2 protein-coding genes are annotated in these 15,691 nt (G+C 72.9%); both read left to right on the top strand.

The annotated features are described in order from the left end of the window. Nucleotides 1-21 precede the first annotated feature (21 nt). Nucleotides 22-10,788, top strand: coding sequence for an SDR family NAD(P)-dependent oxidoreductase (locus ACFZP7_RS29995; protein ID WP_385637008.1), 10,767 nt, complete (start codon nt 22-24; stop codon nt 10,786-10,788). A 34-nt stretch (nt 10,789-10,822) separates the two neighbouring features. Next, nucleotides 10,823-15,661 carry an SDR family NAD(P)-dependent oxidoreductase gene (locus tag ACFZP7_RS30000; protein ID WP_385637011.1) on the top strand — a complete coding sequence of 1,613 codons (4,839 nt, stop codon included), beginning with the start codon at nt 10,823-10,825 and terminating at the stop codon, nt 15,659-15,661. Nucleotides 15,662-15,691 lie beyond the last annotated feature (30 nt).

The following is a 15,691-nucleotide window of genomic DNA, read 5'->3' on the forward strand; positions in this document are numbered from 1 at the left end:
ACTGAAGAGGCTGGTGTGCGGATGTCGAACGAAGAGAAGCTGCTCGATTACCTCAAGCGGACCACGGCCGACCTCCGCGAAGCCCGTCGCCGTCTGAGCGAAGCCGAACAGTCCGAACGCGAACCGATCGCCATCGTCGGCATGAGTTGCCGCCTGCCCGGCGGGGTCACCACCCCCGAGGAACTGTGGCGACTCGTCGCCGACGGCCGCGACGGCATCACCCCGTTCCCGCGCGAGCGCGGCTGGGACGTCGACGGCCTGTACGACCCCGACCCGGACAAGTCCGGCAAGAGCTATGTGCGGGACGGCGGCTTCCTCGACGGCGCCGCCGAGTTCGACGCGGGCTTCTTCGGCATCAGCCCGCGTGAGGCCCTGGCGATGGACCCGCAACAGCGGCTGCTGCTGGAGACCTCCTGGGAGGCGCTGGAACGCGCCGGCATCGACCCCACGTCACTCCGGGGCAGCCGCACCGGCGTCTTCGGCGGCGTCATGTACTGCGACTACGGCTCCGGCGGTACGGCCGTCCCCGAGGACCTGGAGGCGTACCTCGCGGCGGGCAGCGTCGCCAGCATCGTCTCCGGTCGCGTCTCCTACACCCTGGGCCTGGAGGGCCCGGCCGTGTCGGTCGACACCGCCTGCTCGTCGTCCCTGGTAAGCCTGCACCTGGCCGCTCAGGCGCTGCGGCGCGGCGAGTGCTCCCTGGCCCTCGTCGGCGGCGTCACCGTCATGACCCAGCCGAACATGTTCGTCGAGTACAGCCGCCAGCGGGCGCTCTCCCCGGACGGCCGCTGCAAGGCGTTCTCGGCCGGTGCGGACGGCACGGGCTGGTCCGAGGGCGTGGGCGTGCTGGTGGTCGAGCGCCTGTCGGACGCACGGCGCAACGGGCACCGGGTGCTGGCGGTGGTGCGGGGCTCGGCCGTGAACCAGGACGGCGCCTCCAGCGGCTTCACGGCGCCGAACGGTCCGTCGCAGCAGCGGGTGATCCGGCAGGCGTTGACGGCCGCGGGGCTCAGCGCCGCGGACGTGGACGCGGTGGAGGCGCACGGTACGGGGACGACGCTGGGTGACCCCATCGAGGCGCAGGCGCTGCTGGCCACGTACGGGCAGGAGCGGCCCGAGGACGGTGCGCCGTTGTGGCTGGGGTCGCTGAAGTCGAACATCGGGCACGCGCAGGCGGCCGCGGGTGTCGCCGGTGTGATCAAGATGGTGATGGCGATGCGGCACGGGGTGCTGCCTCGCACCCTGCATGTGGAGGAGCCTTCGCCGCACGTGGACTGGTCGGCGGGGGCGGTGGAGCTTCTGACGGAGGCCCGGCCCTGGGTTCAGGGTGGGCGTCCGCGCCGGGCGGGTGTGTCGTCCTTCGGTATCAGCGGGACGAACGCGCACGTCATCCTGGAGGAAGCACCGCCGGTTCAGGAAGAGGCAGAAGAGGAAGCTGCGGCGCCGCTGCCGGTCGTTCCGTGGGTGTTGTCGGGGCGTGGTGAGGGTGCGTTGCGGGCGCAGGCGGAGCGGCTGGCCGAGTACGTGGCCGGGCGGGATGACCTGTCGCCGCTGGATGTCGGGTTCTCGCTGGCTACGACGCGGAGCGTGCTGGAGCACCGGGTTGTCATGGTGGGCCGGGACCGCGAGGAGCTGCTGAGCGGGCTCGCCGGGGTGGTTTCCGGTGGGACGCCGGTGCAGGGCAGGACGGCGTTCGTGTTCTCCGGGCAGGGGAGCCAGCGTGCGGGTATGGGGCGTGAGCTGTATGACGCGTTCCCGGTGTTCGCGCGGGCGTTGGATGAGGTGGTTGAGGCGCTTGGGCTGCCGTTGCGTGAGGTGATGTGGGAGGGGGAGGGGGAGGGGGAGGGGCTGGACCGTACGGGGTTCACGCAGCCGGCTCTCTTCGCTCACGAGGTGGCGTTGTATCGGCTGTTGGAGTCGTGGGGTGTGCGGCCGGACATGGTGGCCGGGCATTCGGTGGGTGAGCTGAGTGCTGCCCACGTGGCGGGTGTGCTGTCGCTGGAGGATGCGGCGACGCTGGTGGCGGCTCGGGCGCGGTTGATGGAGGCGCTGCCGGACGGTGGCGCGATGATCGCCGTGCAGGCCACGGAAGAGGACGTCCGCAAGCACCTCATCGACGGTGTGGACATCGCGGCTGTGAACGGCCCCCGGTCCGTGGTCATTTCCGGTGCTGTGGAGGCCGTCACGGAGGTGGCCGGTCACTTCGAGCGCACCACCCGGCTCAAGGTGTCCCACGCTTTCCACTCGCCGCTGATGGAGCCGATGCTGGACGAGTTCCGTCGGGTGGCGTCCGGGCTGACCTATCACGCGCCGACTGTCCCGGTGGTGTCGAACGTGACCGGCCGGCTCGCCGAGCCGGGTGATCTTCAGGACCCGGAGTACTGGGTCCGCCACGTCCGTGGCACCGTCCGCTATCACGACGGCATCCGGACCCTGGAGGGCGAAGGCGTACGCACCTTCGTCGAGGTCGGCCCGCAGGCCGTCCTGGCCGGACTCGGTTGCGGCGAGGACGCCGTGTTCGTGGCGGCCCAGCGCCGCGACCGCGCTGAGGCGGTTCAGCTGGTCACCGCGCTGGGTGAGCTGCACACCCGTGGTGTCACCGTCGACTGGCAGGCGTTCTTCGTCGGTCGCGGTGCCCGCACCGTCGACCTCCCCACCTACGCCTTCCAGCGTGAACGCTTCTGGCTCGATGCCGCCCTCACCGTCGGTGATCCGTCCGGCCTCGGGCAGCGGTCCGCGGAACACCCGCTGCTCGGCGCCATGTTGTCGTTGCCCGGCAGCGATGGCGTGGTGCTGACCGGCCGTCTCTCCTTGTCGACCCACCCCTGGCTCGCCGACCACGCGGTCCTCGGCACCACACTGCTGCCCGGAACCGCCTTCGTGGAACTCGCGCTCCACGCCGGTGACCAAGTCGGCTGTCCCGTCCTCGACGAACTGACCATCGAGGCACCGCTCGTGCTGCCCGAGCACGAGGGCGTGGCCGTGCAGGTCGTGGTGGAAGGGCCCGACGGCTCCGGCACCCGGCACCTGCTCATCCACTCCCGGCTCGAGTCGGCGCCGTCGGACGAGCCGTGGGCACGCAACGCCACCGGCGTCCTGACCGCCGCCGACCCGGACGGAGCCGCGCACGCCGCCGATCTGCGGGTCTGGCCTCCTCAGGGGGCGGTCCCCCTGCCCGCGGACGGCTTCTACGAGCGGCTCACCGAGCGCGGTTTCGGCTACGGGCCGGTCTTCCAGGGACTGCGTGCCGCCTGGCGGCGCGACGGTGAACTGTTCGCCGAGGTGGCGCTCCCCGACAGCGCGCTGGATGACGCGGCCGCCTTCGGACTGCACCCGGCGCTGCTGGACGCCGCCCTGCACGTCAGCATCCTGGAGGAGCAGGAGGGCGAGGAGAGCCCTTCGATCCCCTTCTCCTGGAGCGGCGTCCGGCTCCACGCCACCGGTGCCGCCGTACTGCGCGTGCGGGTCTCGGCGGACGGAGGCACCGTCACGGTCGCCGACGCCCACGGGGCTCCCGTGGCCGACGTACGGAACATCACCGCCCGCCCCGTCTCGGCGGACCGGCTCGGGGGCGGATCCGGTGAGGAACGCGAGGCCCTGTACCAGGTGGAGTGGCTGCAGGTGCCGGGGCCGGTCGCCCCGGACACCTCCTGGGCGCTTCTGGGACAGTCTCCTCTCGCCGGCGACCACGACGTTGCCGTCTTCCCGGACGTGGCCGCGCTCGTCGCCGCCGTCGCCGAGGGAGCCCCGCTCCCCGAAGCGGTCGTCCTCGATGCCCATCACCTCGGTGACACGGCCGAGTCCACCCGGTACCTGCCGGACCGGATGCGCTCCTTCACCAGCCGGGTCCTGCCGGTGCTCCAGCAGTGGCTGGAGCACGACCTCCTCGCGGCCACCCGTCTGGTCGTCGTGACGCGCGGTGCGGCCGGGGCGGACGCCGCGGCGGTCGACGTGGCGCAGGCGCCGGTGTGGGGTTTGGTGCGGGCCGCCGCCGAAGAGATGCCCGGCCGCTTCGGCCTCCTGGACCTCGACCCCGGCCAGGACGGGGAGGCGCCCGACCCGACAGCGCTGGCCGAGGCCCTCGGCAGCCGGCAGGGCGAACTCGCCCTGCGCGGCGACCGGATGCTGATGCCGCGCCTCTCCGCGATCGACCCCGGTGCGCACGCCGCGACGGAGGGGCCGTGGGACCCCGACGGTACGGTGCTCATCACCGGCGGCACCGGAGGGCTGGGCTCGCTCGTCGCCCGTCATCTGGTCGCCGAGCACGGTGTCCGCCACCTGCTGCTGATCAGCCGGAGCGGCATGGCCGCACAGGGTGCCGCGGACCTGGTCGAGCAGCTTTCCGCGTCGGGCGCCGAGGTGAGCGTGGAGCAGTGCGACGTGGCGGACCGCGAAGCGCTGGCCGAGGTGCTCGCCGCGATTCCCGCCGACCGTCCCCTCAGAGGCGTCGTGCACACGGCGGGCATCGCCGAGGGCGGCCTGGTGACCACCCTCACCCCGGAATCCATGGAACGTGTCATGCGTCCCAAGGCCGACGCGGCCTGGAACCTGCACGTCCTCACCCGGGACGCGGACCTGACGGCGTTCGTGATGTTCTCCTCGTCCGGCGGACTCATCCTGGCGGCGGGACAGGGCGACTACGCCGCCGCCAACGTCTTCCTCGACGCTCTCGCCCAGAACCGCCGGGCCACCGGACTGCCCGCCACCTCGCTCGCGTACGCCACCTGGGACCCGCCCGTCGGCCTCACCGCCCAGCTCACCGACGTCGATCTCAACCGCATCCGTTCCCTGGGCGTGCCCGCGATCGCGACGCATCAGGCCTTCTCCCTGTTCGACCAGGCCCTGACCACCGAGCACGCTCTCCTGGCACCGCTCGTCCTCAACACCGCCGTCCTGCACACCCGGCGGCGGGGAGCCTGGATCGGCGGCGGCACCGAACTCCCGCCCCTGTTGCGACCGGCCACCCAGTCCGCGCACCGCGCGGCGCGTCCAGTGGCCGGCGGCCCCGCGGCGGCGGGGGAGGGCGGCCCCGGCACCGGAGGTCTCGCGGGGCAACTGGCCGGGCTGCCCGAGCCCAAGGCCCGCGAGACCCTGCTCGACCTCGTCCGCAGCCACGCCGCGTGGGTGCTCGGGCATGCCTCGGCCGACCCCATCGACCCCGACCGGGCTTTCCTGGAACTCGGCTACGACTCGCTGACCGCGCTGGAACTGAGGAACCGACTCAAGATAGTCAGCGGAGTCCCGCTGCCGACCACTGTCGTCTTCGACTATCCCAGCGCCCGAAGCCTCGCCGACCTCCTCATGGAGGAACTGCTGGGCGACCGCGAGGACACCGCCGCACCCGCCACGGCGCCGGCGTCCGGGGGAGGGGCGACCGCCGACGACGAACCGATCGCCATCGTCGGCATCGGCTGCCGCTACCCGGGCGGCGTCACCGGCCCCGACGACCTGTGGCGCATGGTCGCCGACGGCATCGACGGCATCTCCGAGTTCCCGGCCGACCGCGGCTGGGAGGTCGAGCGGCTCTATGACCCGGACATGGCCGCGCCCCACAGCAGCTACGTCAAGCACGGCGGATTCCTGCACGATGCCGCCGAGTTCGACCCGGACTTCTTCGGTATCAGCCCGCGTGAGGCCCTGACCATGGACCCGCAGCAGCGGGTGCTGCTGGAGACGGCCTGGGAGGCCCTGGAGCACGCGGGTATCCGGCCCTCCGCGCTGAAGGGCAGCGCCACCGGCGTCTTCGCCGGCGTCATGTACCACGACTACCTCACCGGTCGCAGCTCCGGCAGTGTCGTCGCCGGCCGTGTCTCGTACGCGCTGGGCCTGGAGGGCCCCGCGATGTCGGTGGACACGGCGTGCTCGTCGTCGCTGGTCAGCCTTCACCTGGCGGCCCAGGCGCTGCGCAACGGCGAGTGCTCCCTCGCCCTGGCGGGTGGCGTGGCGGTCATGGCCACGCCGGACAGCTTCGTGGAGTTCAGTCGCCAGCGTGGTCTGTCTCCTGACGGGCGGTGCAGGGCGTTCTCGGCGGGTGCGGACGGCACGGGCTGGTCCGAGGGTGTGGGTGTGCTGGTGGTGGAGCGTCTGTCGGATGCGCGGCGCAACGGGCACCGGGTGCTGGCGGTGGTGCGGGGCTCGGCGGTGAACCAGGACGGTGCGTCGAACGGGTTGACGGCGCCGAACGGTCCGTCGCAGCAGCGGGTGATCCGACAGGCGTTGACGGCCGCGGGGCTGAGTGCTGCGGATGTGGATGCGGTGGAGGCGCACGGCACGGGCACCACGCTGGGTGACCCGATCGAGGCGCAGGCGCTGCTGGCCACGTACGGGCAGGAGCGGCCCGAGGACGGTGCGCCGTTGTGGCTGGGGTCGCTGAAGTCGAACATCGGGCACGCGCAGGCCGCCGCGGGTGTGGGCGGTGTCATCAAGATGGTGATGGCGATGCGGCATGGTGTGCTGCCGCGCACGCTGCACGTGGAGGAGCCTTCCCCGCACGTGGACTGGTCGGCGGGGGCGGTGGAGCTTCTGACGGAGGCCCGGCCCTGGGTTCAGGGTGGGCGTCCGCGCCGGGCGGGTGTGTCGTCCTTCGGTTTCAGTGGGACGAACGCGCACGTCGTCTTGGAAGAAGCACCGCCGGTTCAGGAAGAGGCGGCGGAGGAGGCTCTTGCTCCGCTGCCGGTGGTTCCGTGGGTGCTGTCCGGGCGTGGTGAGGGTGCGTTGCGGGCGCAGGCGGAGCGGCTGGCCGAGTACGTGGCCGGGCGGGAGGAGCTGTCCCCGCTGGACGTGGCGTTCTCGCTGGCCATGGCCCGTAGTGTGTTTGAGCACCGGGCTGTCGTCGTGGGCCGGGACCGCGAGGAACTGCTGAGCGGGCTCGCCACGGTCGTCTCCGGTGGGACACCGGTGGCGGGCAAGACGGCGTTTGTGTTCTCCGGGCAGGGCAGCCAGCGTGCGGGGATGGGGCGTGAGCTGTACGACGCGTTCCCGGTCTTCGCGCGGGCGCTGGACGATGTGGTCGAGGCGCTTGGGCTGCCGTTGCGTGAGGTGATGTGGGACGGCGAGGGCCTGGACCGTACGGGGTTCACGCAGCCGGCTCTCTTCGCCCACGAGGTGGCTCTCTACCGACTGCTGGAGTCGTGGGGTGTGCGGCCGGACGTGGTGGCCGGGCATTCGGTGGGCGAGCTGAGTGCTGCCCACGTGGCGGGTGTGCTGTCGCTGGAGGATGCGGCGACTCTGGTGGCCGCCCGGGCGCGCTTGATGGAGGCGCTGCCGGACGGCGGGGCGATGATCGCCGTACAGGCCACAGAAGAGGACGTGCGGGCGCGTCTGGTCGACGGTGTGGACATCGCGGCTGTGAACGGCCCCCAGTCCGTGGTCATTTCCGGTGCCGTGGAGGCCGTCACGGAGGTGGCGGCGCACTTCGAGCGCACCACCCGGCTCAAGGTCTCCCACGCTTTCCACTCGCCTCTGATGGAGCCGATGCTGGCGGAGTTCGGGAAGATCGCCGCCGAGCTGACCTATCACGCCCCGGTTCTCCCGGTGGTGTCGAACGTGACCGGCCGCCTCGCTGAGCCGGGCGACCTCCAGGACCCGGAGTACTGGGTCCGTCACGTCCGTGGCACCGTCCGCTACCACGACGGCATCCGCACCCTGGAGGGTGAAGGCGTCCGCACCTTCGTCGAGGTCGGCCCGCAGGCCGTCCTCGCTGGACTCGGCTGCGGCGACGACGCGGTGTTCCTTGCGGCCCAGCGCCGCGAGCGTGCCGAAGCCGGCCAGCTGGTCACCACTCTCGGCGAGCTGCACACCCGTGGTGTCACCGTCGACTGGGAGGCGTTCTTCGCCGGTCGCGGTGCCCGCACCGTCGACCTCCCCACCTACGCCTTCCAGCACAAGCGCTACTGGATCAACTCCCTCGACACCGGGGCGGACATCTCTGCCGCTGGCCTCGAATCGGCGCAGCACCCCCTCTTGGGAGCCGTGTTGTCGGCGCCCCAGGGTGATGGCGTCACGCTCACCGGGCGGGTCTCCCGGGAGACCCAGCCGTGGCTCGCCGATCACGCCGTGAGGGGCAGTGTGCTGCTGCCCGGGACCGCCTTCGTCGAGATGGCCGTCCGTGCGGGCGACGAGGTGGGCTTCCCGGTGGTCGAGGAACTGACCATCGAGGCTCCGCTCGTCCTGCCGGAGCGAGGCGCCCTCATGGTGCAGGTCACCGTGGGTGAGGCCGATGATTCGGGACGGCGAACGGTGTCGGTGCACTCCCGGTCCGAGGACGACACCTCGGAGACGGCGTGGACTCGGCACGCCGGCGGGACCCTGGCCGAGGAGACCGATGCCGTACCGCCCGCCGGGGCACCGGACATGCGGACCTGGCCGCCGCGTGGAGCCACGGCCCTGGAACTGGACGGCTTCTACGACGCGCTCACCGACCACGGGCTGCGCTACGGCCCCGCCTTCCAGGGACTGCGCGCCGCCTGGCGGCACGGTGACACCCTCTTCGCCGAAGTGACCCTGCCGGACCACCTCATCGACGGCGGCGCGTACGGACTGCACCCGGCTCTGCTCGACGCCGCCCTCCACGCTCACCTGGCGGAAGTCGTCGACGGCGGGAGCCGGACGGACGGCACGGACGGGCCGGCCATTCCGTTCTCGTGGAACGGGGTACGTCTCCACTCCGCAGGTGCCACGGTGCTGAGGGTCCGTCTCACCGGTGACGGCCTGGAGGCGTTCGATGCCACGGGCTCACCCGTCCTCTCGGTGGAGTCCCTGTCGACCCGGCCCTTGCCCGCCGACCCGCAGGGGCCCGGACTTCCGGCGGTACTCGGTGACGGCGGCGCCCTCCACCGGGTGGACTGGATCCCGGTATCGGAGACGGCCGAGCAGGACTCCGCCCCCAGCTGGGCGGTCGTCGGCGGGGCGGCGTCCGGCGACAACGGCTACCCGGACTGGGCGACCCTGGTCGAGGCGGTCGGCGAGGGCGAGGTGCGCGCGCCGGACGTCGTGCTGCTCCCCGTATCGGCGACGCGGACGGAGATCACGCCGGCCGGGCCCGGTGCCGTGGCCGAGGACGTTCCCGCACGGGTCCGCGCGGCCGTGCAGCACGCCCTCACCGGGCTGCGGGCCCTGCTCGGCGAGGACAAGCTGGCCGGTTCCGTGCTCGCCGTGGTGACGCACCGCGCGGTCGACACCGGCGCGGGGGACGCGGCCGGCGACGCGAGCGGTCTCGCCCAGGCGGCGGTGTGGGGACTCGTGCGCTCCGCACAGGAGGAGGAGCCCGGCCGGGTCGTCCTGCTCGATCAGGAGACGCCGGACACCCCGCACGCCGTGCTGGCCGCGTACGCGGTCCGCGGTGAGCCCCAACTCGCCCTGCGGGACGGCGGACCACGCGTGCCGCGGCTCCACCGCGTCGAAGGGGCGCCCGACGGGGCGACCGCCGGCATCGGCGGAACCGAAGGCTGGAAGCCCGACGGCACCGTACTCGTCACCGGTGGCACGGGCGACCTGGGGCGCCTCGTCGCCCGGCACCTGGTCACCGACCACGGCAGGCGGGACCTGCTGCTGGTCAGCCGCAGGGGTACCGAAGCCCCGGGGGCCGACACCCTGGTCGCGGACCTGACGGAACTCGGCGCCCGGGTCCGGATCGCGGCCTGCGACACCGGCGACCGTGAGGCGCTCGCCCGGCTGCTGGCCGGCATTCCCGAGGACCGGCCCCTCACCGCCGTCGTCCACGCCGCCGGTGTCATGGACAACGCCCTGATCGGCGGTCTGAGCGAGGAGCAGATCGACACCGTACTGCGGCCCAAGGCCGACACGGCATGGCACCTGCACGAGCTGACCCGTGACCAAGAACTGGGCGGATTCGTCCTGTTCTCGTCCGCGGCCGGAGTGCTGGGCGCCGCCGGGCAGGGCAACTACGCGGCGGCCAACGCCTTCCTCGACGCCCTGGCCCGGCACCGCCGCGACCAGGGGCTGCCGGGTCAGTCGCTGGCGTGGGGGCTCTGGCAGGGCGGAGTGGGCATGGCGCGCGACATGGGCGAGGCGGACCGCCTCCGCATGCGGCGCGGCGGCGTGGACTCCCTGACCGTCGAGGACGGGCTGCGGCTCTTCTCGCAGGCCCTGGGCACCGACGAGCCCGTTCTGCTCCCGGTCTCCCTGGATCCGGCGGCACTGCGGGCCGCCGGAGCGGACGTCCAGGCGCTCCTCCTCGACCTGGTGCCCGCCGGCCACGGCCGACGCCCCCGTACCCGTGCCGGCGCGGGCACGGGAGGTGCGCGCGCTCTGACCGAACACCTCGCGGGCCTGCCGGCGGGGGAACGGGCCCACGCGGTGGCCGACCTGGTGCGCGCCCATGTCGGAGCCGTCCTCGGCCACACCGGTCCGGACGCGATCGATCCCGACGTCACCTTCCAGCAGCTCGGCTTCGACTCCCTGGCGGGCATCGAACTGCGCAACCAGCTCAAGGCGGCCACCGGACTGCACCTGTCCGCCGCCGTGGTCTTCGACCAGCCCACCCCCGCCGCCCTGGCCCGCCACCTCGCGGAGGAACTCGCCGTGGACGACGCGGACGCCTCCCGTTCGGTGCTGGCCGACGTCGACCGGCTGGAGGCCGCCTTGGCCGCCCTGTCGCCCGCCGACGGCGACGCCACCCGCATCACCGGCCGGCTGGAAGCCCTGATCCGCACCTGGCAGGGCCGCCTCGGCGACCGCCCGCAGCCGGACGACCGGCACGACGACGATCTCGCGGCCGCCACGGACGAGGAACTGTTCCAGGCCCTCGACAGCGAGCTCGGGCTCTGACGCACCTGTGGTACCTGACGAAACGGTGGGACCGATGTCCAACGAGACGGCGAACGACGAGAAGCTGCGCGACTATCTCCGACGCGCCACGACGGACCTGCGCGAGACCCGACGCCGCCTGCGCGAGGCCGAGGAACTCCAGCACGAGCCGATCGCCGTCGTCGGCATGGGCTGCCGCATGCCGGGAGGAGTGCGCACCCCCGACGAACTGTGGGAGCTGATCGCCGACGGCCGCGACGCGATGTCCCCGTTCCCCACCGACCGGGGGTGGGACCTGGACGGCCTCCACGGCCCCGACCCGGACACCCCCGGCGCCAGCCTGGCCCGCGCCGGGGGCTTCCTGGACGACATCGCCCACTTCGACGCGACCCTCTTCGGCATCAACCCGCGCGAGGCCCTGGCGATGGACCCGCAGCAGCGACTGCTGCTGGAACTCACCTGGGAGTCCCTGGAACGCGCGGGCATCGACCCGCTCTCCCTGCGGGACACCCGCACCGGCGTCTTCGCCGGCGCCATGTACCACGACTACAACACCCGCCCGATCCAGGTGCCCGAGGACGTCGAGGGCTACCTGATGATCGGCAACTCGGCCGCCGTACTGTCGGGCCGAGTCGCGTACGCGTTCGGTTTCCAGGGGCCCGCCGTCACCATCGACACCACCTGTTCCTCCTCCCTGGTCACCATCCACCTGGCGTGCGCCGCCCTGCGGCGCGGAGAGTGCACCCTCGCCGTCGCCGGCGGCGCCACGGTGATGTGCGCCCCCGACGTCTTCGTGGAGTTCAGCCGGCAAGGCGCGCTGTCCGCCGACGGCCGCTGCAAGGCGTTCTCGGCGGCGGCCGACGGCACCGGCTGGTCCGAAGGAGTGGGCCTGGTCCTGCTCGAACGCCTCTCCGACGCCCGCCGCAACGGGCACGAGGTGCTCGCCGTCGTGCGAGGGTCGGCGGTCAACCAGGACGGCGCCTCCAACGGGCTGACCGCACCCAACGGACCGGCGCAACGCCGCGTCGTGGAGGACGCGCTGCTCGCCGCCCGCGTGAGCCCCGACGAAGTCGACGCCGTCGAGGCCCACGGCACCGGCACCGTCCTCGGCGACCCGATCGAGGCCGACGCCCTGCTCGCCACCTACGGCCGGGACCGGCCGCACGACCGCGCACCCCTGTGGCTGGGGTCGGTCAAGTCGAACATCGGGCACACCCAGGCGGCCGCGGGTGTGGCCGGCGTGATCAAGATGGTGATGGCGATGCGGCACGGGGTGCTGCCCCGGACGCTGCACGTGGAGGAGCCGTCGCCACACGTCGACTGGTCGGCCGGAGCGGTGGAACTGCTCACCGAGGCCCGGCCCTGGGAACGAGCCGGCCACCCCCGCCGCGCCGGTGTCTCCTCCTTCGGGATCAGCGGCACCAACGCCCACGTCATCCTCGAAGAGGCCCCCGACGACACGTCCGACGTTCCGGCGGACGACGGCCGGGACACCGACCGGACGTCAGGACGGTGCAGGACCGTGCCTTGGGTCCTGTCCGGCCGCACCGACGCCGCCCTGCGCGCCCAGGCCGGCCGACTGGCCGAGCACTTGGCCGGTCATCCGTACCTGGAGCCGGCGGACGTCGGCCACACACTCACCACCCGCGCCGCGATGGACCGCAGGGCCGTGGTCGTCGGCTCCGATCGTGAGGAACTGCTGCGCGGACTGGCCGAGGTGGCCTCCGGAGAGCAGCCGGGGGACTCACCCGTCACCGGTCGCACGGCGTTCGTTTTCTCGGGGCAGGGGAGTCAGCGTGCGGGTATGGGGCGGGAGTTGTGTGACGCCTTTCCGGTTTTTGCGCGGGCGCTGGACGAGGTGGTCGGGGCGCTTGGGCTTCCTCTTCGTGAGGTGATGTGGGAGGGGGAGGGGGAGGGGCTGGACCGTACGGGGTTCACGCAGCCGGCTCTCTTCGCCTACGAGGTGGCGTTGTATCGGCTGTTGGAGTCGTGGGGTGTGCGGCCGGACATGGTGGCCGGGCATTCGGTGGGTGAGCTGAGTGCTGCCCACGTGGCGGGTGTGCTGTCGCTGGGGGATGCGGCGACGCTGGTGGCGGCTCGGGCGCGGTTGATGGAGGCGCTGCCGGACGGCGGGGCGATGATCGCCGTACAGGGCACGGAAGAGGACGTCCGCAAGCACCTCGTCGACGGTGTGGACATCGCGGCTGTGAACGGCCCCCGGTCTGTGGTTGTTTCGGGTGCTGTTGAGGCGGTCACGGAGGTGGCTGGTCACTTCGAGCGCACCACGCGGCTGAAGGTGTCGCATGCCTTCCACTCGTCTCTGATGGAGCCGATGCTCGATGAGTTCCGTCGGGTGGCGTCCGGGCTGACCTACCGCGAGCCGGTTCTCCCGGTGGTGTCGAATGTGACCGGCCGGCTCGCCGAGCCGGGCGACCTCCAGGACCCGGAGTACTGGGTCCGTCACGTCCGAGGAACCGTCCGCTATCACGACGGCATCGGCAGCCTCGTGGCCCGGGGCGTGCGCCGGTTCCTCGAACTGGGGCCCGCGCCCGTGCTGACCGCGCTCGCCGCCGACCGTCCGGAGACGGACGGTGCCGTGCACATCGCCACCGCCCGCAGTCGAGGCGGTGCGACGGACTCCCTGCTGCGTGCCGTCGGACGACTCCACACGAGTGGCCTGTCCCCGGACTGGAACGCCGTGTTCGCCGCCACCGGTCCCGTGCAGCGGGTGCCCCTGCCCACCTACGCCTTCCAGCGCAAGCGCTACTGGCTCGACGTCACGCCGGGCCACCAAGACGCGGCAGCCGGGCCCGAACACCTCCGTTACAGGGTCGCCTGGCACCCGATCGTGCCGTCGGACGCGGGACGCGGGCTCCAGGGGACGTGGAACATCGTGGTCCCCGCGACCCACCGGGACCACCCCCTCGTTCCGGCCCTGGTGGACGCCGTCACCCGGAGCGGCGGGAAGCCGTCCGTACTCGTCACGGACACGGACACGAGCACGGGGGCGGGCGCGGACACAGTCACGAGCACGGGCGCGGACGACACGGCGGCCGGCATCGCCGAAGCCGTCCCGGACGTGCTGAGGGGACGACTCGGTTCCCCGGCTGGAGTGCTCTCCCTGCTGGCGCTGGACGACAGGCCGCACGCCCGCCATGCGGGTCTCACCCGAGGGTTGGCCGGCACCCATGCGCTGGTCAAGGCGGTTCGCGCACTGGCCGAACCCGCCGCGCTCTGGTGTGTCACGAGTGGCGCCGTCGCCGTCCACGACGGCGAGGACGTCCGGTGCGACCAGGCCCAGGTGTGGGGGACCGGCACCGTCCTGGCCCTGGACCATCCGGACACCTGGGGCGGCCTCATCGACGTGCCCCCGACCGAGGCCGTCGCCGCCCCCGAACTGGCGCTCCGCATCGTCGGTCTGGTCGCCGACGCGGGCGGCGAGGACCAGCTGGCCGTACGGTCCGGCGGCGTCTTCGGCCGGCGCCTGGTCCGTGCTCCTCGTTCCCGGCCCGGCACGAGTGGGTGGCGGCCCCGCGGGACCGTGCTCGTCACCGGGGGCACCGGCGCCCTCGGCGCCCACACGGCCCGCTGGCTCGTCCGGCACGGTGCCCGTCACCTCCTCCTCACGAGCCGGCGCGGCCCTCAGGCCCCCGGCGCCGCCGAGTTGGCCGACGAGCTGACCGCCCTGGGGGCCGAGGTCACCGTCGTGGCGTGCGACGTCACCGACCGGGAGGCGGTCGTCGCCCTCCTGGACCACGTACCCGACGAGCACCCGCTGACCGCCGTGGTGCACGCCGCCGGCGTCATGCCCGAGCCCGTCGACCTGACCGACATGGCACCGGAGACCTTCGCCGACGTCAGCCGCGCCAAGACCGAGGGCGCCCGGCTCCTGGACGAAGTCCTCGGTGACCGGCCGCTGGACGCCTTCGTCCTCTACTCCTCCGGGGCCGCCGTCTGGGGCAGCGCGGGACAGGCCGCCTACGCCGCCGGCAACGCCCACCTGGACGCGCTCGCCCACCGTCGCCGTGCCCGGGGACGCGCCGCCACCGCCATCGCCTGGGGCCCCTGGCGAGGCGGCATGGTCGACGCCGAGGCCGAGGCCGCCCTGCGCCGGGCCGGAGTCCCCCCGATGGACCCCGAACCCGCCCTCGAAGTGCTCCGGCAGGCCCTGGACGACGACGAGACACATCTTGTCGTCGGCGACTTCGACTGGCCCCGCTTCTCCGCCGTCTACGGCTTCGAGCGCACCCGGCCGCTGCTGCGGGCCCTCCCCGAGGCCACCGGCCCCGCCGGGGACGGCACAGCCGTACCGGACGAGCGGACGGACGAAGGCGCGGGAGGGGAGCGCCTGTCGGCCGAACGGCTGGCCGCACTGCCCGTGGCCGACCAGGAGCAGACCTTGGTGGAACTCGTCACCGAACACGCCGCCAAGGTCCTCGGCTACGACCGCGACGAGGTCGAGCCCGACAGGGCGTTCAAGGACATCGGGTTCGACTCCATGACCGCCGTCGACTACCGGCGCCGGCTCTCCGCCGCGCTCGGGCTCGACCTGCCGGCCACCCTGATCTTCGACCACGCCACTCCCACCGCGCTCGCCCGTCACCTGAGGTCGGAACTCCTCGGGCCCGACGCCGACCCGCTCACCGCCGTCCTCGCCGACCTGGACCGGCTGGAAGCCGCCGCGCCGGGCCTCCCCCAGGAGGAGATCGACCGCAACCGGCTCGCCGCCCGCCTGCAAGCCCTGGCCTCCCGCCTCCTCGCCGGCAGCGGCAGCACGGACACGAGCGCACCACCCGGAGACGCCGGGGACGCCACCGATGTGGCCAGCCGTCTCGAGGACGCGGACGCCGACGACGTACTCGCCTTCATCGACAAGGAACTCGGCGTCGGCTGAGCCGACCCGGTCCGACCGGAACCACCGCCG

The organism is Streptomyces sp. SudanB5_2050, assembly GCF_964272335.1.
Classification (GTDB): domain Bacteria; phylum Actinomycetota; class Actinomycetes; order Streptomycetales; family Streptomycetaceae; genus Streptomyces; species Streptomyces rochei.

Bases quoted from the DNA above. Each gene is read 5' to 3' on its own strand.
- ACFZP7_RS30000 (WP_385637011.1), top strand. From the start codon at position 10,823: ATGTCCAACGAGACGGCGAACGACGAGAAGCTGCGCGACTATCTCCGA.
- ACFZP7_RS29995 (WP_385637008.1), top strand. From the start codon at position 22: ATGTCGAACGAAGAGAAGCTGCTCGATTACCTCAAGCGGACCACGGCC.